The organism is Curtobacterium sp. Leaf261 (genome assembly GCF_001422205.1).
In the GTDB taxonomy this organism is placed as follows: Bacteria; Actinomycetota; Actinomycetes; order Actinomycetales; family Microbacteriaceae; genus Curtobacterium.
On record NZ_LMMJ01000007.1, the window covers coordinates 537,707 to 559,872 of the forward strand.

At 71.5% G+C, this 22,166-nt stretch carries 28 protein-coding genes and 1 tRNA gene; 18 read left to right on the forward strand and 11 right to left on the reverse strand.

The window, feature by feature from the left end:
- Positions 1-100: 100 nt before the first annotated feature.
- From ASF23_RS07885 to ASF23_RS07905, 5 genes are all read left to right on the forward strand, one after another.
- Positions 101-1,459 carry an MFS transporter gene (locus tag ASF23_RS07885; protein WP_055951340.1) on the forward strand — a complete coding sequence of 453 codons (1,359 nt, stop codon included), beginning with the start codon at positions 101-103 and terminating at the stop codon, positions 1,457-1,459.
- 10 nt (positions 1,460-1,469) lie between these two features.
- Complete coding sequence (nucS, locus tag ASF23_RS07890) at positions 1,470-2,165, forward strand: endonuclease NucS (RefSeq protein WP_055951670.1); 696 nt, start codon at positions 1,470-1,472, stop codon at positions 2,163-2,165.
- Between the two features lie 303 nt (positions 2,166-2,468).
- Positions 2,469-3,422 (forward strand): manganese catalase family protein, encoded by a 954-nt coding sequence (locus ASF23_RS07895; protein WP_055951343.1) that lies wholly within the window; start codon positions 2,469-2,471, stop codon positions 3,420-3,422.
- A gap of 96 nt (positions 3,423-3,518) precedes the next feature.
- Positions 3,519-4,190, forward strand: a complete 672-nt coding sequence (locus ASF23_RS07900) for an HAD hydrolase-like protein (protein WP_055951346.1) — start codon at positions 3,519-3,521, stop codon at positions 4,188-4,190.
- The gene (locus ASF23_RS07905; protein WP_055951349.1) at positions 4,187-5,455 is read left to right on the forward strand and encodes an MFS transporter; all 1,269 of its coding nucleotides are present in this window, start codon (positions 4,187-4,189) and stop codon (positions 5,453-5,455) included. Before ASF23_RS07900 ends, ASF23_RS07905 begins: the two co-directional genes overlap by 4 nt.
- A gap of 47 nt (positions 5,456-5,502) precedes the next feature.
- Here ASF23_RS07905 and ASF23_RS07910 read toward each other — a convergent pair whose 3' ends face one another.
- On the reverse strand, positions 5,503-6,336 hold the full coding sequence (locus ASF23_RS07910) for an SDR family oxidoreductase (RefSeq protein WP_055951351.1): 834 nt from the start codon (positions 6,334-6,336) through the stop codon (positions 5,503-5,505).
- A gap of 36 nt (positions 6,337-6,372) precedes the next feature.
- Positions 6,373-7,014, reverse strand: a complete 642-nt coding sequence (locus tag ASF23_RS07915) for a nucleoside/nucleotide kinase family protein (protein WP_055951354.1) — start codon at positions 7,012-7,014, stop codon at positions 6,373-6,375.
- Between the two features lie 141 nt (positions 7,015-7,155).
- On the opposite strand from ASF23_RS07915, the gene ASF23_RS07920 reads away from it, so the two are divergent.
- Complete coding sequence (locus ASF23_RS07920; protein ID WP_055951357.1) at positions 7,156-7,527, forward strand: VOC family protein; 372 nt, start codon at positions 7,156-7,158, stop codon at positions 7,525-7,527.
- Here ASF23_RS07920 and ASF23_RS07925 read toward each other — a convergent pair.
- Positions 7,511-8,029: an NUDIX hydrolase gene (locus tag ASF23_RS07925; protein ID WP_156364351.1), complete on the reverse strand. Its 519-nt coding sequence runs from the start codon at positions 8,027-8,029 to the stop codon at positions 7,511-7,513. The genes ASF23_RS07920 and ASF23_RS07925 overlap by 17 nt on opposite strands.
- 42 nt (positions 8,030-8,071) lie before the next feature.
- A complete protein-coding gene (locus tag ASF23_RS07930; protein ID WP_082473917.1) occupies positions 8,072-8,827 on the reverse strand; it encodes a phosphatase PAP2 family protein in 756 nt (251 codons plus the stop codon).
- Positions 8,828-8,971: 144 nt separating this feature from the next.
- On the opposite strand from ASF23_RS07930, the gene ASF23_RS07935 reads away from it, so the two are divergent.
- The 6 genes from ASF23_RS07935 to ASF23_RS07955 all read left to right on the forward strand — a co-directional run bounded on the left by ASF23_RS07935 (position 8,972) and on the right by ASF23_RS07955 (position 11,984).
- Entirely contained in the window at positions 8,972-9,622 is a 651-nt protein-coding gene (locus tag ASF23_RS07935; RefSeq protein WP_055951360.1) for a DUF1345 domain-containing protein, read from the forward strand.
- Positions 9,623-9,728: 106 nt separating this feature from the next.
- Positions 9,729-10,157 (forward strand): MarR family winged helix-turn-helix transcriptional regulator, encoded by a 429-nt coding sequence (locus ASF23_RS07940; protein ID WP_055951363.1) that lies wholly within the window; start codon positions 9,729-9,731, stop codon positions 10,155-10,157.
- Positions 10,154-10,285 (forward strand): hypothetical protein, encoded by a 132-nt coding sequence (locus ASF23_RS18950; RefSeq protein ID WP_268750847.1) that lies wholly within the window; start codon positions 10,154-10,156, stop codon positions 10,283-10,285. The genes ASF23_RS07940 and ASF23_RS18950 overlap by 4 nt, the downstream gene beginning before the upstream one ends.
- A 6-nt stretch (positions 10,286-10,291) precedes the next feature.
- Complete coding sequence (locus tag ASF23_RS07945; RefSeq protein WP_055951366.1) at positions 10,292-10,861, forward strand: RNA polymerase sigma factor; 570 nt, start codon at positions 10,292-10,294, stop codon at positions 10,859-10,861.
- On the forward strand, positions 10,858-11,670 hold the full coding sequence (locus ASF23_RS07950) for an Asp23/Gls24 family envelope stress response protein (RefSeq protein WP_200919324.1): 813 nt from the start codon (positions 10,858-10,860) through the stop codon (positions 11,668-11,670). The genes ASF23_RS07945 and ASF23_RS07950 overlap by 4 nt, the downstream gene beginning before the upstream one ends.
- Complete coding sequence (locus ASF23_RS07955; RefSeq protein ID WP_055951369.1) at positions 11,667-11,984, forward strand: hypothetical protein; 318 nt, start codon at positions 11,667-11,669, stop codon at positions 11,982-11,984. Before ASF23_RS07950 ends, ASF23_RS07955 begins: the two co-directional genes overlap by 4 nt.
- Positions 11,985-12,062: 78 nt before the next feature.
- On the opposite strand, the gene ASF23_RS07960 is transcribed toward ASF23_RS07955, so the two are convergent.
- Positions 12,063-12,269 (reverse strand): hypothetical protein, encoded by a 207-nt coding sequence (locus tag ASF23_RS07960; protein ID WP_055951372.1) that lies wholly within the window; start codon positions 12,267-12,269, stop codon positions 12,063-12,065.
- A gap of 136 nt (positions 12,270-12,405) precedes the next feature.
- Here ASF23_RS07960 and ASF23_RS07965 point away from each other — a divergent pair, with 136 nt between their 5' ends.
- Entirely contained in the window at positions 12,406-12,864 is a 459-nt protein-coding gene (locus tag ASF23_RS07965) for a DUF3817 domain-containing protein (RefSeq protein ID WP_055951375.1), read from the forward strand.
- Between the two features lie 19 nt (positions 12,865-12,883).
- Here ASF23_RS07965 and ASF23_RS07970 read toward each other — a convergent pair whose 3' ends face one another.
- Together ASF23_RS07970 and ASF23_RS07975 are read right to left on the reverse strand one after the other, a co-directional pair.
- Positions 12,884-13,606 carry a TetR/AcrR family transcriptional regulator gene (locus ASF23_RS07970; RefSeq protein ID WP_055951378.1) on the reverse strand — a complete coding sequence of 241 codons (723 nt, stop codon included), beginning with the start codon at positions 13,604-13,606 and terminating at the stop codon, positions 12,884-12,886.
- Between the two features lie 58 nt (positions 13,607-13,664).
- Positions 13,665-14,177 carry an Lrp/AsnC family transcriptional regulator gene (locus tag ASF23_RS07975; protein ID WP_156364355.1) on the reverse strand — a complete coding sequence of 171 codons (513 nt, stop codon included), beginning with the start codon at positions 14,175-14,177 and terminating at the stop codon, positions 13,665-13,667.
- A gap of 100 nt (positions 14,178-14,277) precedes the next feature.
- Here ASF23_RS07975 and ASF23_RS07980 point away from each other — a divergent pair, with 100 nt between their 5' ends.
- On the forward strand, positions 14,278-14,940 hold the full coding sequence (locus tag ASF23_RS07980; protein WP_055951678.1) for a YitT family protein: 663 nt from the start codon (positions 14,278-14,280) through the stop codon (positions 14,938-14,940).
- A gap of 104 nt (positions 14,941-15,044) precedes the next feature.
- On the opposite strand, the gene ASF23_RS07985 is transcribed toward ASF23_RS07980, so the two are convergent.
- The 4 genes from ASF23_RS07985 to ASF23_RS08000 form a co-directional block, all read right to left on the reverse strand.
- Complete coding sequence (locus ASF23_RS07985) at positions 15,045-16,109, reverse strand: Gfo/Idh/MocA family protein (protein WP_055951384.1); 1,065 nt, start codon at positions 16,107-16,109, stop codon at positions 15,045-15,047.
- Positions 16,110-16,163: 54 nt separating this feature from the next.
- A complete protein-coding gene (locus ASF23_RS07990) occupies positions 16,164-17,153 on the reverse strand; it encodes a Gfo/Idh/MocA family protein (RefSeq protein WP_055951387.1) in 990 nt (329 codons plus the stop codon).
- A gap of 272 nt (positions 17,154-17,425) precedes the next feature.
- On the reverse strand, positions 17,426-17,770 hold the full coding sequence (locus ASF23_RS07995) for a ribonuclease E inhibitor RraB (RefSeq protein ID WP_055951390.1): 345 nt from the start codon (positions 17,768-17,770) through the stop codon (positions 17,426-17,428).
- A gap of 72 nt (positions 17,771-17,842) precedes the next feature.
- Positions 17,843-17,926: transfer RNA gene (locus tag ASF23_RS08000), tRNA-Leu, on the reverse strand.
- Positions 17,927-18,049: 123 nt separating this feature from the next.
- On the opposite strand from ASF23_RS08000, the gene ASF23_RS08005 reads away from it, so the two are divergent.
- The 4 genes from ASF23_RS08005 to ASF23_RS08020 are packed head-to-tail and all read left to right on the forward strand — an operon-like array spanning position 18,050 to position 22,162.
- Complete coding sequence (locus tag ASF23_RS08005; RefSeq protein WP_055951393.1) at positions 18,050-18,730, forward strand: FhaA domain-containing protein; 681 nt, start codon at positions 18,050-18,052, stop codon at positions 18,728-18,730.
- Positions 18,727-19,287, forward strand: coding sequence for an FHA domain-containing protein FhaB/FipA (locus tag ASF23_RS08010; RefSeq protein ID WP_055951396.1), 561 nt, complete (start codon positions 18,727-18,729; stop codon positions 19,285-19,287). Before ASF23_RS08005 ends, ASF23_RS08010 begins: the two co-directional genes overlap by 4 nt.
- Before the next feature lie 6 nt (positions 19,288-19,293).
- Positions 19,294-20,697 carry a PP2C family protein-serine/threonine phosphatase gene (locus tag ASF23_RS08015; RefSeq protein WP_055951399.1) on the forward strand — a complete coding sequence of 468 codons (1,404 nt, stop codon included), beginning with the start codon at positions 19,294-19,296 and terminating at the stop codon, positions 20,695-20,697.
- Entirely contained in the window at positions 20,690-22,162 is a 1,473-nt protein-coding gene (locus ASF23_RS08020) for an FtsW/RodA/SpoVE family cell cycle protein (RefSeq protein WP_082473919.1), read from the forward strand. Before ASF23_RS08015 ends, ASF23_RS08020 begins: the two co-directional genes overlap by 8 nt.
- Positions 22,163-22,166: the final 4 nt, after the last annotated feature.

Sequence of the window (22,166 nt, forward strand, 5' to 3'; positions counted from 1 at the left end):
TCGCGCCCGATCGAATCGATTCGACAGTGCACACCAGCACCACCGCAGGCACCAGCACCGAGACCAGCACCAGACACCGACGTCCCAGGAGGCGCACCCCATGAGCACCGCACGGACCGCCCCCGCCGCGACCGCACCCACCACGAAGGCCTGGCGCAACGCCGTCTTCGTCGTCTTCACGCTCTCCGGGCTCGACATCGCGACCTGGCTCGGACGGGTGCCGAGCGTCCGGGACTCCCTGCACGCCTCCACACTCGAGATGGGCCTGCTCGTCGTCGGCATGTCCATCGGCTCGATCGCGGGACTCACGGTCGCCGGACACATCGTGGCCAGGCTCGGCGCGAAGCGCGGTGTCGAGATCGCCGCCGTGTGCCTGGTGGTCGGCATGATCACCGCGTCCCTCGCGGTCACGCTCGGCTGGGGCTTCTGGGTGATCTGGGTGTGCCTCATCGCCTTCGGGTTCGGCAACGGACTGTGCGACGTCTCGATGAACGTCTCCGGTGCCGCTGCCGAACGTGCCGGCGGCCGGGCGATCATGCCGCTGTTCCACGCCGCGTTCAGCCTCGGCACCCTCGGCGGCGCGGCACTCGGCTCCCTTGCCGAGCGCCTCGACATCCCGGTCGCCCTGCACCTCGGTGTGATCGGCGTGCTCGTGAGCATCGCGATGGTCGTCGCGATCCGTGCCTTCGGCGAGGAACGGATGACGGACCCCGTGGGGACCGACACGTCGCCCGTGCCCGTCGCGGTGTCGCGCTGGGCGGTGTGGACGTCTCCCGGGACGATCCTCATCGGGCTCATCGTCCTCGGCATGGCCCTCGCGGAGGGTTCCGCGAACGACTGGCTCGCCCTCGCGATGGTCGACGGGCACGGCCTCACGAACGCGGGCGGCAGCCTGACGCTGACGGTCTTCGTCGCGGCGATGACCATCGGACGCGTCGGCGGGGTGTTCGTCATCGACCGGTTCGGGCGGGTGCCGGTCCTCCGCGGCAGTGCGTTGCTCGCCGTGCTCGGCATGGGCCTGCTCATCTTCACCCCGTCGGTGCCGTGGGCGATCGTCGGGGTGGTCCTCTGGGGCGTCGGCGCGTCCCTCGGGTTCCCGGTCGGGATGTCCGCCGCGGCCGACGACCCGAGGACCGCCGCCGCGAGGGTCAGCGCGGTCGCGACGATCGGGTACGTGGCGTTCCTGGCGGGTCCCCCGCTCATCGGGTTCCTCGGCGAGGGGTTCGGCCTGCTGCGCGCGCTCCTCCTGGTCTTCGTGTTCATCATCGTCGCGGGGATCGTGTCCGGGGCGGCCCGCGAACCGGACCGGCGGGGCGGACGCCAGCCGGGCCTCCAGTCCGGATCCGGGACCGGCGCCGCGCCGGACGGAACGGACACGACCGCCGACCCGGCGACCGTGTCCCCGCAGACCGATGCGACAGCGGCCGCCGAGGCCCGGGCGTCGGCCGACCGCCGGTAGGCTCCAGGGCGTGCGTCTCGTCATCGCCCGCTGCTCCGTGGACTACGCGGGGCGTCTGTCGGCCCACCTCCCCCTCGCCACCAGGCTCCTCATGCTGAAGGCGGACGGCAGCCTGCTGGTGCACTCGGACGGCGGCAGCTACAAGCCGCTCAACTGGATGAGTCCGCCCTGCACGATCAGCATCGGCGAGCCGGACGACGACCAGACCGCGGCGGGGATCACCGAGGTCTGGACGGTCACGCAGAAGAAGACCCAGGACCGGCTCATCGTCTCCGTGCACGAGGTCTTCTCGGACACCTCGCACGACCTGGGCGTCGATCCCGGGCTCGTCAAGGACGGGGTCGAGGCGCACCTGCAGCAGCTCCTCGCCGAGCAGATCGCGCTCCTCGGGGACGGGCACACCCTCGTCCGGCGCGAGTACATGACGGCGATCGGTCCGGTCGACATCCTCGCGCGGGACGGCGGCGGCGCGAGCGTGGCAGTGGAGATGAAGCGGAACGCGAACATCGACGCGGTCGAGCAGCTGACGCGCTACCTCGAGCTGATGAACCGCGATCCGTTGCTCCGGCCCGTGCAGGGCGTCCTCGCCGCACAGACGTTCGCCCCGCAGGCGAGGACCCTCGCCGAGGACCGCGGCATCCGCGTCCTGGTGCTCGACTACGACGCGATGCGGGGCATCGAGGGCGGGCACACCCGCCTGTTCTGAGCGCTCGGCGCGTCCGCGCGCGCGAACGAGTTCGTCGCTCTCCCCCCAAAGCGACGGATCCGCCCGTGGTTCCCGCCCGATCGGTCGCTTTCCCGTGAAAGCGACAGTCGCACGTACGGCCTGGAGGCACGGCTGCGGCCCGCCCCGCCGGCGTGCGCCCGCCACCGCACCACCCCGGCACGCGCCCGCCGCCGCACCACCACCCCGGAACTGCGCCCACCGGACGAAGGATCAGCGCACCCAGCACCCCCCGAGCATGGTGAGCCGCGGCGGCATCCGCTGCCTGCAGCCCAGGAGGCTCACATGTACTTCCACGCACAGACCTGGATCAACGACATCGCCACCGGCGAGCCGGACCCCGCAGCCGCGAACGCGCTGCAGGAGGGACTCGGCGGTCAGTTCGGCGAGATGCGCACGATGATGCAGTACCTCTTCCAGTCGATGAACTTCCGCGGACCGGCCGCGAAGCCCTACCGTGACCTCATCCAGGGCGTCGGGACCGAGGAGATCAGCCACGTCGAGCTCATCGGCACGACCATCTCGCACCTCCTCGACGGTGCCCCGGAGTACTCCGGCAAGCTCACCGACCCGCTCGACACCCCGGGGGCGGGTGGGGCGACACCCCTGCACATCGCCCTCGACACCGGCAACATCCACCACTACCTCGTCGGGGCCCAGGGCGCCCTGCCCGTCGACTCGGCGGGCAACCCCTGGAGCGGTTCGTACGTCTACAACTCCGGGAACCTGCCCCTCGACCTGCTGTACGACCTGATGCTCGAGTCGACGGGCCGCCTGCAGAAGTGCCGGATCTACCAGATGACGGACAACCCGACGGCACGGGCGACACTCGCGTACCTGATCGTCCGCGACCAGGCCCACGAGAACGCCTACGCGAAGGCGCTCGAGACGCTCGGCGTCGACTGGAAGACACTCCTGCCGATCCCCAAGACGAACGCGGAGCAGTTCCCGGAGGTCAAGGCGCTCGTCGACCTGGGTCTGCAGAGCAAGCAGTACAGCTTCGACCTCGACGGCAAGTCCGAGGCGGGCAAGATCTTCCGCGGGGCCTCCCCGTCGAAGGACGGCACGGACCTGACCGCGACCGAGCAGGCACCGGCCGGCGTGCCGTCGTACATCTCCGACGAACGGCTCGAGGAGTTCGCGCCCGGACTCGACAAGGACCTGCTGGCACTCATCCAGCAGACGGCAGAGATGGAGCTCGACGAGGTCTCGTCGTTCTACGGACCGACGAAGGCCTGACACCTCCCGCCCGGTTCCGCAGGCGGACGGGAGGGACGGTGCGGGGCCGACCCGTCCCTCCCGTCCGGCGGGGCGCCGCCCGGTAGGCTGGCCCCGATGTCAACGAGCCCCTTCAGCGTGATCCTCTTCGACCTCGACGGCACGATCAGCGACTCCGCCCCGGGCATCACCGAGAGCCTGACGTACACGTTCCGCGAGCTCGGGGTCCCGGTCCCCCCGCCCGCGACGCTGCTCTCCTTCGTCGGACCCCCCATCCTCGACACGTTCCGGCAGGCGATGGGCATGGACGAGGCCCTCGCCGAACGGACCCTCACCGTCTACCGGGAGCACTACCTGGCGCACGGTGCGCTGGACTCCCGGCCCTTCCCGGGCATGGGCGAGGTCCTCCGCACCCTGCACGACGCCGGGGTCCCGCTGTCCACCGCGACGAGCAAGCCCGAGACGCCGGCGACCTACATCCTCGAGCACTACCGGTTCACGCAGTACCTCGACTTCATCACCGGCGCGAGCGACGACGAGGTCCGGAGCGCCAAGGCCGACGTCGTCGCGGAGGCACTCCGACGCCTCGCCGACGCCGGCCACGACGTGTCGCGACCGGTCCTCGTCGGTGATCGGCTGCACGACGTCGAGGGCGCGGCGGTGCACGGTGTCCCGACCGTGTTCGCCGAGTGGGGCTACGGCGCCCCGTCCGAGTCCGCCGGCACGATCGCCAGCGCCGCGACCCCGCTCGACCTGCTGCCGATCCTGCTGCCGATCCGGCTGCCGTGAGCGCGGTCCGCACGGTCGCGAGGAACGCCGGCTGGCTGCTGCCCGCCGCGATCGTCCTCATCGCGCTCAACTACCGCGGGCCCATCGTCGCGACGGCCCCGGTGATCGGCGACGTCCGAGCCGACCTCGGCATCTCGTCGACGGTCGCCGGGCTGCTGACCACCATCCCGGTCCTCTGCTTCGCGCTCGCCACCCCGTTCGCGTCGTGGCTCATCGGCCGGCTCGACCCGGAACGCGCGGTCACGGCGTCGCTCGTCGGGGTGCTCATCGGGACGGTCGTCCGGTCGACCGGCACCGCGACCGCACTCGTCGTCGGCACGATCGTCATCGGTGTCGCCATCACGATCGGGAACGTGGTGATCCCGGTCGTCATCCGGCGGGACTCACCACCCGAGCGGGTCGGCATCGTCACCGGCGTCTACACGTCGGCGCTCAACATCGGGTCGATGACCACGTCGCTCGCGACCGCTCCGATCGCCGCCGTCTGGGGGTGGCCGCTCGCGATCGCGATCTGGGGCGGGTTCGTGGTCATCGCCGCCGTGGCCTGGTCGCGCGCCGTCGGCCTGCGGGCAGCGTTCCTCGGACCGCTCGGCCACGCCGACAGCGGTGTGACCAGGGAACCGCTGCCGGTGACGGGACCGATCGACCAGGTGCTCGACCCCGCCGAGGTCCGCCGTCGGACGGACACCGGGCGACCGGCACCCAGGCCCGCGCGACGACTCGTCGCGTGGGGGCTGACGCTCGCGTTCGCCGGCCAGGCGTTCTCGTACTACGGGCTGACCGCGTGGATCCCGACCCTCCTGCACGACGAGATCGGCTTCGACACCGCGTCGGCCGGTGCGAGCTCGGCGGTGTTCCAGATCCTCGCGGTCGTCGGGGCACTCGGGGTGCCGATCCTCGCCGGGCGGTGGCGGCCGCGCCGGATCATCATGCTCATCAGCGTCTTCTGGCTCGCGATGCCCGTCGGACTGCTCGTCGCGCCGCACCTGTGGCTCCTCTGGTCGATCTTCGGAGGGGCGGCGCAGGGTGGCGGGATCACCATCGTGTTCATCGTGATCGTCCGACTCGTGACGAACGACGGCGACGCCCGGCGGATGTCGGCGTTCGTGCAGGGCGGCGGGTACCTGCTCGGGTCCGCCGGCCCGCTCGTCGTCGGCACCCTGCACGAGGCGACGGGGTCCTGGACGCTGCCGCTCGTGGCGGTCGTGGTGTCGGTGCTGGTGCTCGGGGTCGTCGGGTCGATCTCCGCACGCGACGTCGACTGACCCCGAGCTCGACGCGAGCGCCCGAGCCCGACGCAAGGGCCCGACGCTCACCCCGCGGCGAGCACCTCGCGCAGCGACATCGGTGGCCGGCCGATGACCCGCTCGACATCGCCGGACACCTCGGCGAGCGCCCCTTCCGCGATCGCGGTGTAGGTGCTCACCCACGCGTCCGCCTGCCACGGCTCGGGGTTCCACCGAGCCCGTGACGCGTACGCCTCGTCGAGGGTCTCGGGGCGGTAGGTGACCTGCCGACCCCGGACCTCGGACACGACCGCTGCCGCCTCCGTGAGGGTGATCGCCGCCGGGCCCGTCAGGTCGTACGTCACGTCGAGGTGCGCCGCGTGGTCCCGGAGCACCGTCGCCGCGACTGCCGCCACATCGGCGCGTGCGACCGCCGCCATGGCACCGTCCCCGGCCGGCCCGCGGATCACGCCGTCCTCGCCGACGAGGTCCTCGACGAAGTCCAGGTAGAACGAGTCGCGGAGGAAGGTGTGGTGCATCCCGGAGTCCCGGATCGCCTGCTCGGTCGCGAAGTGGTCGCGCCCGAGGGTGAACGTCGCGTCGGGGGCGGCCCCGGCGAACGACGTGTAGACCACGTGCGAGACCCCGGCCTCCGCGGCCGCGGACACGAACGTCCGGTGCTGGTCGAGCCGGTCCTCCGCCTCGGCCCCGGACACCATGAGGAGCAGGTCGACACCGCCGAGGGCCCGGCTCGCAGCCTCCCGATCGGCGAACGTCGCCTCGACGACCTCGGTGTCCGGCAGCACCGGAGCGCGGCTGGCGTCACGGACGATCATGCGGAACGGCAGACCCGACGCGGCGAGCGCCCGGGCGACGGCGCCGCCGATGTTGCCGGTCGCGCCGGTGATGGCGATGGTCATGGGAAACCTCCAGGTCGGGTTACAGGAATCGCGGGTTCAGGTCAGGACCACGACGGTGGCGCGGTCTGCGGTCGGCTCGACCCGGTCCGCGTTGCTGCCGTCGACGTCGACGGCCCACGCGCGCGCGGCCGCGAAGTCGCGGCCGTGCCGCATGTGCCGCCCCACGAGTCGGTCGACGCGGACGTCGGGTGCGGCCCGGCAGAACCAGGACTCGGCCAGGAGGCCCGGGAGCGCGTCCCACGGGTCCGTCGCGTCGAGCAGGTAGTTGCCCTCCGTCACCACGAGCCGGGTCCGCCGCGGAACGGCGATGCTGCCCGCGACCGGCTCGTCGACGCGGCGGTCGAAGTCCGGCGCCCACGTGACGGGCTCCGAGGCGGCGGCGAGCCTCCGGACGAGCGCGACGTACCCCTCGGCGTCGAAGGTGTCGATGGCTCCCTTGCGTCCTCTGCGGCCGAGCGCCTCGAGCGATCCGTTCGCGAGGTGGAACCCGTCCATCGGGACCTGCACCGCGACGGCGGGGCCGAGCTCCGCCGTGACCGCGGCGACCACGCGGCGCGCGAGTGTGGACTTGCCGGAGCCGGGGCTGCCGGTGATGCCGAGCACGACCCTCCCGGCCGCCCCGCGGGTCAGCGCGAGCGCCCGCTCGACCGCAGCGTCGACGCTGATCGGTGTAGGCACGAGGCCATCGTGCCAGTCCGACCCCGAGAAGTCGCGTTCGGGACCCCTGGCCACTCGAGGCGTCGCAGGTGCGCCCTCTCGGCGGGGGCGGGACGGGGACGGGGCTGGCGGCGGCGCCAGCCGAGGAGGACACTGTGGCGCATGGTCGATGCGACGAAGGCGTTCAGCGGGTTCTCGGTGCGGGACGTGCCGGAGGCGAAGGCGTTCTACACGGACGTGCTCGGACTCCCCGTGCGGGAGGACCACGGCATGCTGACGATCGACCTCGGCGGCGGGCACGGGGTGCTCGTCTACCCGAAGGGGCCGACGCACGAACCTGCGGGCTTCACCGTGCTGAACTTCCCCGTGCCGGACGTCGACGCCGCCGTGGACGAGCTCGCGGCGAAGGGCGTCACGTTCCTGCACTACGAGGGCATGACCGACGACAAGGGCGTGAACCGCAGGGGCGGGCCGCTCATCGCGTGGTTCACCGATCCGTCGGGGAACGTGCTGAGCGTCATCGCGGGGGACTGACCGCGGGTCCCGGACTCGCGCCGCCCCGGGCAGCAGCGGTGGCACCGGCGAGTTCGAGCACCTGTTCGACGTTCTGCGCGTGCCGGACGGAGGCGAGCTCCGCGACCGGGAACCACGCGGCGGCGTCGGTGCTCCCGCCGACCTCGTCCCGGAGCGTCCCCCCGAGGATCCGCGCCGTGTAGAACACCTGCACGGTGCGCATCGGCCGATCGGTGGCGACGAACCGCTGATCCGCCGTGATGGTGTTCGTCCGCACGGCCAGGAGTGCGCCGCACTCGACGTCGTAGCCGGTCTCCTCCTCGAACTCCCGGATCAGTCCCGCCTCGGGGCTCTCGCCGAACTCGACACCGCCGCCCGGCAGGATCCACATGTCACCGGAGGGTGCGTTCCAGCGGGCCAGGAGCACGCGGTCCTGCTCGTCGACGACCACGCCGTAGGCGCCGAGGCGGGTGTCGTAGTCGGTGAACTCCAACGGGGTGCTGTCGCTCGGGTTCGTCGTCATCCCCCGAGCCTGGCACGGGACGCCGTCGGCCGTGAGGCACGCTCAGCGGCGGTCGAGCACCCGCGGCACGACCGCGTTCCACACCCCGATGACGAGCAGCGCACCCGCGACCCCGGCGAGGAGCGCCCCGAGCACGTCCGTCGGCCAGTGCGCACCGACGTAGAGCCGGGCCCAGGCGACCACGAGCACGAAGACCGCCCCGACGACTCCGACCACCCAGCGCTGCCCGGCGCTCGTGGTCAGCGCGAGGACCGCGACGACGAGCGTCACCGCGAACACGGTGTGCCCGCTGGGGTAGCTCAGGGTGGCACGCCCGGCGTCGACGTGGTGCGCGAGGGTGTCCGCGGCGGGCCGGGTCTCGTGCACGAGTTGCTTCGGCACCAGGCAGAACAGCCAGCCGGCTCCGGACGCCACCCCCGCACCGATCGCACGGAGCCATCCGCGGAGGAGCCCGCCGACCACGACGAGCACGACGAGGCACGCACCGACGACGGGGATCCTGTCGAGGCTGTCGAGTGCGATCGCGACGGCGTCGGCCACCGGGGTGTGTGCGGCGTTGAGCAGACGGTCGAGGCCGAGCTGCGCGTCGAGGAGCCCCGTGGCGCCACGGACTGCGAACCCGAGCCCGAAGGTCAGCACCCAGAGGACGATGACGGGCACGACCCAGTGCCGCGGTGCTGCGAGCACCCCGCGCGCGCGGTCGGACCCGGCACGGGTCGAGGTGGCGCCCCCGGCGCGGGTCGAGGCGGCGCCCACGGCGCGGTTCGAGGCGCGGGTCCCGGTGCTGTGCGAAGCCATCCCGGCAGTCTGTCGGTCGCGTTCCGAGGATCCTCTGAGGAAGCCCGGCCCGGGCGTCGGCGGCGCCTTCGGGTTCGGACAGGTCGGTTCCCGGTCGTGCGCCGCGCCGCGCTTCCGGCAGCGTCGTGCGGGATCCTTGGCTCCATGCCCGACGCCACCCCGCACCGCCGATCGCGCCGCTACCGACTCCGGCTCGTCCTCACCCTCGTCGTCGGGGTCGTCGTCGCGGTGGCCGCGGTCCTCCTCGGGGAGCCGGTCTGGGCGGCGTCGGCGGGGTGGGCGGCCGCCTGCGCGGTGTACGTCGGGACCATGTGGCCCGTGATCCTCCGCGCGGACCCGGAGCGGACGGCCCGGATCGCCACCCGCGAGGACCCGCACCGCACGGTGAGCGACATCCTCCTGGTGCTCGCCGCGCTCGCCTCGGTCGTCGCCATCGCGGTGGTGCTCGTGCACGCGCAGTCCCTGCACGGGTGGCGGCAGGACGCTGCGGCGGCGTTCGGGGTCGTCAGCGTGGGGCTGTCCTGGTTCCTCGTGCAGACCCTCTTCACGCTGCGGTACGCCGAGCTGTACTACAGCGGGACCCCCGGTGGCATCGACTTCAACCAGGACGAGCGCCCGCGGTACTCGGACTTCGCCTACTTCGCGGTGACGGTCGGCATGACCTACCAGGTGTCGGACACGAACATCTCGACGAGCCGGATCCGGTCGACGACGCTGCGGCACGCACTCCTGTCGTTCCTGTTCGGGACGGGGATCATCGCGACGGTGATCAACCTCGTGGCGGGTCTCGGCTGACCCCGACCTGCCGGACGTGTCGACCCGCCGGCCTGGAGGGACGGTGCCAGTCCGACCCGTGCCTCCCGTCCGCTGCGCACCGCGCCGTGCGCCGTAGGATCGGCGCATGGCAGGAGACCGGGACGGCACGGGTGCGGTCGCGTTCGAGCCCGGCGACTGGCCGACCGGACGGCTCCTCAGCACCGCGGCCCGGATCATCGAGCGCCGGTGGGACGAGCGGCTGCGGGACATCGGGTTGACCCACGCGGCCGTCGTCGTGCTCCACCACCTGGCCACCGACGGACCGGCGAACCCCGACGCCCTCGCGAAGCAGGTGCGCGTCCAGCCGCAGACGATGTCGCGGACGCTCGACCGGATGGAGCGCGACGGGTTCGTCGAGCGACGCCAGGACGCCGACGACCGTCGACGGCGTGTGGTGACGATCACCGGGACCGGGCGCTCCGCCTGGGAGTCGGCGCACCGCCTCGAGCGCACCGTGGTGCCGGAGGACGACGCTCTCCGAGCCGCGCTGATCCGCATCGTCGACGCGCGATGACCCGACGCGCGATGACCTGGCGCGCGATGACCTGGCGCGCGATGACCCGGTACGTGGCGCCACCGGTCGCGCCGACCCCGCTCGTGGCGACGGCACGAGGGATGCTCGGTTCAGGCGGGGTGGAGTAGGCAGGCATGGTGTACGTGCAGCTCCGACGGATCGGCCTCGAGGACGCGGACGACGCGACCCTCGCGGAGCGTGCCGCAGACGGCGACGTCCGCGCGTTCGAGGTGTTGATCCGCCGGTACACCCCGCTGCTCCGTGCCGTCGCCCGACGGACCCTCGGATCCGGCAACGAGGTCGACGACGTCGTCCAGGACACCTTCATCACGGCGTGGGAACGGCTCGACTCGCTCGCGGACGCCACGAAGGTCAAGTCCTGGCTCACCCGGATCGCGAGTCACCGGGGCATCGACCGCATCCGCGCACGGCGCATCCACGACGACGTCGACGACGTCGACCCCGCGGCGGACGACGGGACCACACCGGAGCGGATCGTCGAGGCCAGGTCCCGCGAGCACGCGGCGGACCTCGCGCTCGCCGAACTCCCCGAACCCCAGCGGCGCTGTTGGATGCTCAAGGAGGTCGTCGGCTTGTCCTACGACGAGATCGCCGACGAGCTCGACCTGCCGGTGTCGACGGTGCGTGGGCTGCTCTCACGCGCCCGGAAGAACATGATCAGGCAGATGGAGGATTGGCGATGAACCCGATCTCGCCGAGCGACTCGGACCGCCCAGACGTCCAGCGGCCGGACGCCATGCGCCCGGACGGCCAGCGTGCGGACGGCCAGCGTGCGGACGCCGCCCGCGCGGTCGTCGTCGAGCCGGACGACGGTCTCCTGCTCGAGGACGACCTCGACCCGGCGCTCCTCGACGGGCACACGGTCGACGAGCTCACCGACTACCTGGACGCCGGGATGCTCCCGGCCGACCCGAGCATCGACGACTCCCCCGTCTGCCAGAACGCACTCGCCGCCATCGCACGCGTCCGGGCGGCCTCGCGCGGCTCGCTCGACGCCGCCGCGCTCGACGAGGCGCCGGCGGACGACAGCTGGGTGGGACGGATCCTCTCGAACATCTCGATGGAGGCCCGGGCCGGCCGGGACATCCCGTTCCGGTCGACGGCTCCGACCCAGCACGGCGTCATCACCGAGGGCACCGTCCGGTCGCTCCTGCGCCGGGCGGGCGACACGGTCGACGGTCTGCTCATCGGCAGGTGTGCCCTCGAGGGTGACGTGACCGTGGTCGGCGAACCCATCCGGGTGCGGATCACCGCGAGCGTCCTCTGGGGCAACCCGATCCACGAGGCCGTCGACCGCCTCCGGACCGCCGTGACGCACGAACTGCTCGAGCACACCGAACTCGTCGTCGAGGCGATCGACGTCGAGATCCGCGACGTGCTGCTCGATCGGGCGCCGGTCGCGCCGGAGATCAGCGCGACAGAGCAGGGCGGCACGGTCGAGCAGATCGAACCCCCGGACCAGACCGGACCGACGAACGCGGAGGACGCATGAGCGACCAGTCACTCGCATCGGAGCTCGAGAAGATCATCGCCGGTGTGCCCGGGGTCGGTCGCCTGTACGGCTCGGCCCCGGCGATCGGCGAGGCCGCGTCGATGGCCCGCGAACTTGTGACGACGGGCGGTGTCTCACTGCCGCCGAGGATCCGGGTGGCGGACGACGACGTCGTGTCGGTGTCCATCGCGACGGAACACGGTCGACCCGCGCCCGAGGTGGCCCGCGCCGTGCACGACGCCATCGAGGCGTTCATGACGGATCGAGGACTGCCCCTGACGCGGGTCGACGTCCGGATCGCGCACATCGGCTGAGCCGACAGCAGTGCTGGCTCCGCCGACCGCGGCACTGGCTGCGCCAACACCCACGTCGGCGCAGGACGCGCCGGGAGGTCAGTGTGTGCGCTTGGCGATCGCCTTCTGGGCCTTCTTCTTCAGCTTCGCGCGCTGCTTGCGGGCCTTCGGGTCCTTCCAGAGGCGCTCCGCCTGCTGACGAGCCGACTCCCCCTTGTGGTTCTTGATGACCGGGCGGTTCGAGCGGGTGCCGAGGACGAAGGCGATGAAGCCGACGATGGCGATGAGGACGACGCGGTTGCGCATGGATGCCTGCTTTCGTGTTGGTGTTCCCTCTGGAGACGGTATCCGTCGTTCGATCGTCACGTCCGGACTCTCCACAGGGGAGACTCGGGCGCGGTCCGCCATCATCGATGGCGCACCGACCATCGAGAGGACCCCGATGACCCCGCGCTCCCTGTTCCGCGCCGCCGCCGTGGCCGAGGCCGTCACCTGGACGCTCCTCATCGCCGGGATGATCCTGAAGTACGGACTCGATGCCGGAGACCTCGGCGTGCGGCTCGGCGGGGGTCTGCACGGCTTCGTGTTCCTCGCCTACCTGGTGCTGACGACGGTCGTCGGCGTCAACCAACGCTGGTCCTTCCGACAGGTCCTGCTCGGCTGGGTGAGCGCGATCGTGCCCTACGCGACGATCCCGTTCGAGGTCGTCGTCGCTCGCCGCGGTGACCTCGACGGGCCGTGGCGCCGTTCCGCTGGCGGCACCGGGCGCTCCGGACCCCTCGAGCGCCTGCTGTTCACCGTCGTCGCGCACCCGGTCGTGGCCGTCGTGGTCGGCGTCGTCCTCGTGGTCGTCGTCTTCGGAGCGCTGCTGCTGATCGGGCCGCCCGTCCCGCGGACCTGACGACCAGCGGCGGACGGGCTCAGGCGGTCGGTCCGATGTCCCACAGCGGCGGGATGTACGACTGTCGCCACCCCTCGCGCAGCCGCGACACGGCACGGTCGAACGACGCGACGAGGTCGAGCCCCGGCCGCACCATGTACTGCAGCTGCAACCCCTCGTAGATCGCCACGAGCTGCTCCGCTCCACTCGCCGGCACCATCGTCGACGGCTCGCGGCCGAGTGCGACGTCGTGGGCGAGGTTCGCCTCCACGAGCCGGTAGAAGTCGGTCCAGCGGCTCGTCAGCATCGGGGCGATGGGCTCGTCCGGTGTCGCCGCGATGTTCGACATCGCCATCAGGAACCGGGTGAGCGCCGGGTCCAGGGCGGTCGCCTCGGCGATCCCCCGCAGGAACCGGACGGTCCCGTGCGAGGCGAGCAGCGGGGTGATCGGGATCATCCGTGCGAGGTTCCACCGGTCGAGGGTGGCGAGCACGAGACCGTCCCAGTTCGGGAAGTGCGCGCGGACCTCGGCGACGGGCACCTCGGCGCGGGCGGCGACGTCGACGATCGTCACGCGGTGGAAGGGCATCTCGCGGAACGTCGTGATGGCCGCCGCGATCACGGCACCGCGGTCGATGACGGGAGCGTCGACGGCGATGACCGGAGCGCCGACGGCGATGACGGGAGCGTCGACGGCCGAGGCGGGTCCACGATGGGCGCGGTCGCCGATGGTCGGCACCGGCGAGGACTGCAGATCGGTCACCGCTCCATCCAACCGAGTCGCCCCGGATCCCACGACCGCCAGTCCGAGGGACATGCGCCTATCGGCCAGGCCCTCGCGCCGCCCCCGCGGAGGCCGACTCCTGCCCGCCGGCGAGCCGCTCCAGCAGCGCCGACGTCCGGTGCGGCATCGTCCGCTCGAGCGAGATCGCCGTGTCCGAGCGCACGACACCGGGGATCGCCACGATCGCCCGCGTCAGCCGGTGCAGGTCCTCGGTGTCCTTCGCGACGACCCGGACGAGCAGGTCGGCACGCCCGGTGGTCGAGTGCACCTCCACCACCTCGGGGATGGCGGTGAGGCCGGCGATCGACCCCGAGTCGGAGTCCTGGTCGATCTCGAGCGACACGAACGCCACCAGGTCGTAGCCCATCGCGGCGAGCGCCAGGCGGTCGCTGTGCCCGGACAGTGCTCCCTCGCGGGCGAGCCGCAGCAGCCGCGCGTGCACGGTGTTCCGCGAGACCCCGAGGGTCCTGGCGAGTGCCAGCGTCGTCGCGTCCGGCTCGTCGTCGAGCGCGAGGACGATCCGAGCATCCAGTGCATCGATCCGGTACATAGTTGTCATTCTGCCAAGTCGTGTCGATTCCGACGCCATGCTCTGCACACCCACGACCGACCCAGTTGTCCACATCGCTCGGATCCGCCACGCTGCCGCCATGACCATCGACTCCGGCACGCTCGATCGCGGCGGCGACACCCCGGCCACGGCCGCACCCACGACGGTGGTCCGGACGCACTCGTGGCTCGACGACGTGACCGGCCTCGCGACCGGCGTGTTCGTCGCCTCCTTCGGACTGCACCTCCTCGCGGCGGGCGGGGTCGTCACGGGCGGCACGGCCGGTCTGTCGCTGCTGCTCAGCTACGCGACGCACGTGCCGTTCGGGGTCGTGTTCCTGGTGGTCAACACACCCTTCTTCGTGCTGGCGGCGTTCCGGAAGGGCTGGTCGTTCACGATCCGCACGGCGATCTGCGTCGCCGCGGTCTCCGGCATGTCGACCCTGCAGGGCGTCTGGATGCCGGACCTCGCGCTCTCCCCGGTGTTCGCCGCCGGTGCCGGGAGTCTCCTCGCCGGGATCGGTCTGCTCATCCTCTTCCGTCACCGCGCGAGCCTCGGCGGGTTCAACATCGTGGCACTGCTCGTCCAGGAGCGCACCGGGATCCGGGCGGGTGCGGTGCAGATGGCCCTCGACGTCGTGGTCGTCGCGGCGTCGCTCGCCGTGGTGTCGCCGTTCGCGGTGCTCGTCTCCGCAGGCGGTGCCGTGCTCCTGAACCTCGTCCTGGTGATCAACCACCGCCCGGACCGGTACGTCGGCGCCTGACCGCAGGCGCGGCCGCGACACGGACGGACTGGAGGGACGGTGCCAGCTGGCACCGTCCCTCCAGTCCGTCACGGCGTCACCCGAGGAACGGGTGCCGCGCGCGCTCAGGCGTTGCTGAGCGCTCCTGCGGAGCGGTCCGCGCGGAGGACGTCCGCCGTGCGGCGTCCCTTCGCCGACTCGTAGGCGGCGAGGATGATGCCGAGGACCTCGATGCCGTCCTCGTGCGTGTTGATCGGCCGGGTCCCCGCCGCGATCGAGGTCGCGAAGTGCGCGATCTCCTCGGCGAACTGGTCCACCTCGTCGAACCGCTGCTCGACCGTGTCCTCCCCGCGCAGCCGGTGCCAGAGCGTCGTGCCGTCGCTCCACAGCGATCCGAGCTCGCCGACGACCGAGAACCGCTCGGTGTTCGCACTGGGCTCGTAGGCCCAGCTCGTCACGATGCTCCCGAGGACGCCGTTGTCGAACCGGACGAGCACCTGCGCGGAGTCCTCACCCTCCATGAACGACAGGCGGTGGTTCGCGAGCATCGCGGTGGCCTCGAGGGGTGACGCGCCCGCGAGGTGCATGAGCAGGTACGTCGGGTGGTACCCGGTGTCGATCAGCTCACCGCCGCCGCTCGTCTTGGCGTCCGCGCGCCAGCCCATGTTCTCCGGCGTGAAGTCGTTGTGGAAGCTGTCGGTGGTCCTGACCTCGTAGACGGTGCCGAGCACGCCGTCGTCGATGAGCGCCTTCGCGCGGGCGACGGCCGGCAGGAAGAGCTGGTTGTGTGCGCACATCACGGTGACACCGGTCTCCGCGACCACGGCGGCGATCTCGGCGGCCTCGACGGCGGACAGGCAGAGCGGCTTCTCGCAGAGCACGTGCTTGCCGGCACGCGCCGCGGCGACGATCGCATCCCGGTGCAGGTGGTGCGGGAGGCAGATGTCGACGGCGTCGATGTCCGCCTCGGCGAGCATGGTGCGGTAGTCGGCGTACACGGTCGCTCCGGTGGCCGAGGCGCGTGTCTCGGCGCTCTCGGCGACGGGGTCCGCGACGGCGGCGAGCGTGACGACGTCGGTGTTCGCGAGGTACCCCTCGACGTGGGCGCCCGCGATGCCGCCGGCGCCGATGAGCCCGACGCGGACGGGTCGGGTGGGCCTGGTGGCGCTGGAGCGGGTGGTGCTGGACATGGTGGTGGTCCTGTTCTGGTGCGGGTCGATCGAGGTGTGGGTCGCGCGGCCGGGTCAGCGACGCGCGACGAGGTCGCTCGCGGCGGCCTCGTTCGCGCGGACGACGAACCGGGTGAGGTCGATCGCCCTGCGGGTGTTCTCGTCGTCGCGGGTGCCAGCGCGGACGTGCTCGACCCAGGTGGCGAACGGCGTCGTGGCATCGTCGCCGAGCGGCACCGGCGTCCAGCGGTCCGGGTCGTGGTGCGGGCCCATCGCCATCAGGTCGTCCGTACCGAGGCCCCAGAGCAGTGCGCCCTCGGTGCCCCGGATCTCCCAGGCGGTCGCACCGGGGGTCGTCACGAAGCCGGCCTCCGCGACGCCGATCGCACCGTCCGGCCACGACGCGGTGACGACGGAGTTGTCCTCGACCGCCCGTCCCGTCACGTGCGTGTACGTCGCCGTGACGCGTTCCGGATCCGGGCCGAGGAACAGCTGGCAGAGGTAGGCCGGGTGGCAGCCGAGGTCGGTGAACGCGCCGCCGATCGCCGCCCCGGGGTCCGCGAACCGCTCGGGCAGCCAGTCGGCGAGCCAGCCGTCGTGCGCCATCCGGAACCGGGCGTACGTGATGCGGCCGAGCCGTCCCTCCCGGACCTCGCGGAGTGCTGCCAGGGTGACGGCCTCCGTGAGCCGCGGGAGCGAGACGACCAGTGCGACACCGCGCTCGCGGGCCCGACGGACGAGGTCCTCGCTCTCGTCGACGGTCGGGGCGAGGAGCTTCTCGCTGAAGACGTGCTTGCCCGCGGCGATGGCCCGGCCGATGACGTCGACGTGCTCGTTCGTGGCCGTGGTCACGACGACGGCGTCCAGGTCGTCCCTGGCGAGCAGTTCGTCGAGGTCCGGGGCGAACGGGACCCCGAGGTCGCGCGCGGCGTCCGAACCCCTGGCCTGGTCCGGATCCCACACGGCGGTGAGGGTGGTGTCCGGGTGGTCCTGCGCGTCCGAGGCGTACCCGCCGGCGTGGACGTGCCAGAACCCGAGGACCGCGATCGACAGTGGTCGGTGCATGTGTGGAGCCTTCGTTGCTCGGGTCGCCGGGATCGTCGTTGTCCCGGACGGCGTCAACGGTAGTCAGGTCGCAGGGGTCGTTGAAACGTTTTCATCGGATGCCGGTTGGTGCCCGATCGGGCGCGTTCCAGGCGTAGGATCCGCACAGCGGAGCCGCCGGACGGGAGGCACGGTCCGGCCCCGCCACGACTGCCCGGCCCGGTGGGTGGTCGCGTCTCGCGGTCGCGTGTCGACGCCCCGGGGTGGTGCGCCGACCCGCCGTCGCGTCGGTGTCAGTCCGATCCGGGCGGGATCACGGCCGCACCCCAGCCGTCGTACGCCCCGCCGTGACGGTCCACGACGCCGAACACCTCGGTGACGAACCGCTCCGGCTCGGTGCCGTCGAGTCGCTCCGGACGGGCAGCCTCGAGCGAGGTCCGGAAGAGACCCTTCTTCACGGTCGCCGTGTACCCGAGCGCACGGAGGTCGTCCGCCGCGGCCTCGGCGGCCGCCAGCGAGCGGAACGCCGCCACGTGGTCGACGAACCGCGGCCGGTCGAGCCGGTCACCGAGGGCGCGGCGCTGCGCCAGCTGGTCGGCGTCGAGCGCCAGGTGCTTCGCGAGCGTGGTCTTGGGCACGGGAGGACGGTACCCGAGGGGGATGCACGAAGGGCCCCGGCGAACCGGGGCCCTTCGTCATCTGCTGGTGTGTGCGCGAGGGGGGACTTGAACCCCCACGCCCTTACGGGCACACGGACCTGAACCGTGCGCGTCTACCAATTCCGCCACTCGCGCCAGCCGGAAAACACTACCACGCACAGGAACGACCGCACGCCACCTACTACCATGCATGAGTTGGCGACCGAGGCCACACGACGTTGGCGACCGAGGCCACGCGACCGCGACCACTGGAGACCCATGGGCCTACTGGACAAATTCGAGCGAGGGCTCGAACGCACCGTCAACGGTGCGTTCGCGAAGACCTTCCGTTCGGGCGTGCAGCCGCTCGAGATCACCAGCGCGCTCCGACGCGAACTCGACACCAAGGCCGCGGTGGTCTCGCGCGAGCGCATCCTCGTGCCGAACGAGTTCACGGTCCACCTCGCACCCCCGGACTACACCCGGATGAACGACATCGGCCGACCGCTCATCGACGAGCTGGCGACCCTCGTGCAGCAGCACGCCGTCGCACAGAACTACTCCTTCTCCGGCCCCGTCGCGATCACCCTGCGTCAGGACGGCACGCTCTCGACGGGCATCCTGCAGGTGGACTCCACCACCGTGCGGAAGGACCTCGTCTGGGTGGGTGTGCTCGACATCGGGTCGCAGCGGCACACGCTCAGGGTCGGACGGACGGTGATCGGCCGCGGGACCGACGCGGACATCACGATCGCGGACACCGGGACGAGCCGCAAGCACGTCGAACTCGTGTGGGACGGCAAGCACGCGCAGGTCACCGACCTCGGTTCGACGAACGGCTCGAAGCTCAACGGCCAGAAGGTCGACCGGGCGATCGTGGAGCCGGACTCCACCATCGAGATCGGTCGGACCCGTATGGTGTTCCGCGTGGTGCCCGAAGCGGACGGAGGAGCGCGATGACCAGTGGACTGACCCTGCTCGTGCTGCGCTTCGCGTTCCTGGCGGTGCTGTGGCTCTTCGTCTTCGCGATCGTGTTCGCGCTGCGGAGCGACCTCTTCGGGCAGCGGACCCGCGCGATCCCGACCGACTCCAAGAACCAGCCGTCGACCCCGACGACCCCGCCGGTCCCGGCGGGCGCGCCGTCGGCACCGGCTGCGGCACCCGGTGACTTCACCGAGGCGATCCTGTCTGGAGGCTCGCCAGGCTCCGCCTCGACCCGCACCGAGGTCGCGACCCGCCTGGTGATCACGGACGGATCCCGCGAGGGCATGGAGATGCCCCTCGGCCAGGGTCCGATCACGATCGGCCGTGCGAGCGAGAGCAACGTCGTCATCCGCGACGACTACACCTCCACCAACCACGCGCGCCTCGAACTCGGCCACGACGGCTGGATCATCACCGACCTGGACTCCACGAACGGCACCTTCCTCGACGGAGCGCGTGTGACGGCCTCGATGCGGGTGCCCGAGCGCACACCGATCACCATCGGGACCACGACGTTCGAGCTTCGGCGGTAGCGCGGCATGACGGCCCGCACCATGAGCGCAGCCGTGTCCCATGTGGGCCGGATCCGCGCGAACAACCAGGACTCCGGCTACTCCGGGGCCCACCTGTTCGTGGTGGCCGACGGCATGGGTGGCCACGCCGGCGGTGACGTCGCGTCGGCGATCGCGGTCCGACGCATCCGCGAGGTCGACCGGGACTTCCCGACCGCCCACGACGCTGAGTTCGCCCTGCAGACCGCGCTCATGGCCGCCAACCAGCTCATCACCGAGACGGTGTTCGAGCACCAGGAGCTCACCGGGATGGGCACCACCGTGAGCGCGATGATCCGCGTGGGCGACGAGCTCGCGATCGCCCACATCGGCGACTCCCGCATCTACCGGTTCCGCGACGGTGTGCTCACGCAGGTCACCGCGGACCACACCTTCGTCCAGCGCCTCGTCGACAGCGGCCGGATCACCCCGGAGGAGGCCGCCGTCCACCCGCGGCGCTCGGTCCTCATGCGCGTGCTCGGCGACGTCGACGCGGCACCGGAGGTCGACACCACCGTGGCCGAGATCCGGGCCGGCGACCGCTGGCTGATCTGCTCCGACGGACTCTCGAGCTACCTCGCCGAGGAGCGCATCCGGCACGCGCTCGCCTCGGACATGGACGCCAACCAGGTCACGCAGCGCCTCGTCAAGGAGACACTCGACCACGGGGCCCCCGACAACGTGACCGTCGTCGTGATGGACGTCCCCGACACGGTCCCCGAGGACCTCGACGACGCCGCGACCACCGTCGGGTCCGCCGCCGCACCGCTGACGTTCGAGGCGCCGACCGGCCGGAAGCCGATCCGCCTGCCGACGATCCTGCTGCACCCCCTCAAGGTCACGACGCTCCCCGAGGACTCGCACTTCGAGCCGGAGTCCGACCAGTACTTCGCCGAGCTCATCGCCGAGGACCGCCGTCGCCGGTTCCGCCGTCGGGTGTCCTGGACGATCGCGCTCGTCGCGGCCGTGCTCGTCGTGTTCGGCGGCATCCTCCTCGGCTACCGGTGGACCCAGATGCACTACTACGTCGGGTCCGACACCGGGAACGTCGCCATCTACCGGGGCGTCCAGCAGAGCATCGGGCCGATCCAGCTCTCGAGCGTCTACCAGGACTCCGACACGAAGGTGTCCGACCTGCCGACGTACACGCGGGAGAACGTCCGGCAGACGATCAACGCGGACTCGCTGTCCGACGCCAGGGCCATCCTCCGCCGCCTCGAGGCCGCTGCGATCAGCGGCAAGGAGGCCCACACTGGGTCCGGAACCGCCGGGTCGGGAACCGGGTCGACGGGCTCGCCGTCACCGTCGCCCAGCGCGACGCCGTCCGCCAGCGCGACCGCCGCGGCGGCCGCGACCACGGGCCTCCCGGCCGCCGGAGGCGTCGATGACTGACACCGCGACCCGCCAGTCCCTCACCCAGGCGATCACGATCAAGCTCCGTGAGCCCGCGCGTGCGCGGAACCTCGAGCTCGTGCTCCTGGTGCTCGCGTGCGGCATCTGCGCCGGGGCGATGCTCCTCGTGCAGCTCGGCGCCGAGAAGAAGATCATCGACACCAGCGTGTTCTTCGTGGGCGCGGGCATCCTGCTCCTGGCACTGGTGATGCACGTCGTGCTCCGCGTCATCGCCAAGAACGCGGACCCGTTCATCCTGCCGATCGCACTCGTGCTGAACGGCATCGGCATCGCGGAGATCTACCGGATCGACCTGCACGCGAAGCACACCGGCTGGGACGCGGTCGGTGTGAAGCAGATCGTCTGGACCATGCTCGCGATGGTCCTCGCGATCATCGTGCTGTTCCTCGTCCGGAACCACCGGTTCCTGCAGCGCTACCGCTACATCTTCATGTTCCTGACGATCGTGCTGCTGCTCCTGCCGATGCTCCCCGGCATCGGGCAGAACATCGGTGGCGCCCGCGTGTGGATCAGGTTCGGGCCGTTCTCGTTCCAGCCGGGCGAGCTCGCCAAGATCACCATGGCGCTGTTCTTCGCGGGGTACCTCGTCACGGCGCGCGACAGCCTGTCGATCGTCGGTCCGAAGATCCTCGGCATCCGCTTCCCCCGCCCGCGCGACCTCGGACCGATCCTCATCGTCTGGGGCGTCGCCATGAGCGTGCTCGTGTTCCAGCGCGACCTCGGCACCTCGCTGCTGTACTTCGGGCTGTTCCTCGTGATGCTCTACGTCGCGACCGGACGCCTCAGCTGGGTAGTCATCGGCCTCGTGCTGTTCGTCGGCGGCGCCAGCATCGCGGCGACCACGCTGTCCTACGTGCACGGCCGGTTCGAGCAGTGGCTCAACCCGTTCGACAACGACATCTACAACGCAACCAGCCAGGCCAGTTACCAGCTCGTCAACGGGCTGTTCGGGTTCGCGAACGGCGGGATCACGGGGACCGGACTCGGCCAGGGCCGCCCGTACCTGACCCCCGTCGCGCAGAGCGACTACATCGTCTCGGCGCTCGGCGAGGAGCTCGGGCTCATCGGTGTCTTCGCGATCCTCGGACTCTTCATCCTGCTCGTGTCCCGCGGCATCCGCGTCGGCTTCATGGCCCAGGACGACTTCGGCAAGCTGCTCGGCATCGGGTTCGGGTTCGTCACCGCGCTCCAGGTGTTCATCGTCATCGGTGGCATCACCCGGGTCATCCCGGTCACCGGACTCACGACGCCGTTCATGGCGGCCGGTGGGTCGTCCCTCGTGGCGAACTGGATCATCGCGGCGCTGCTGCTCCGACTCACGGACTCGATCCCCGCCGAACAGCGCATCCAGCAGGGCGCACCGGGGTCGGGGGGTCGCGCACCCCAGGGTGCAGCGACGGGCTCCGCGGCCGGCTCCCGCGCCACGACGAAGACGGGACGGTGACCGC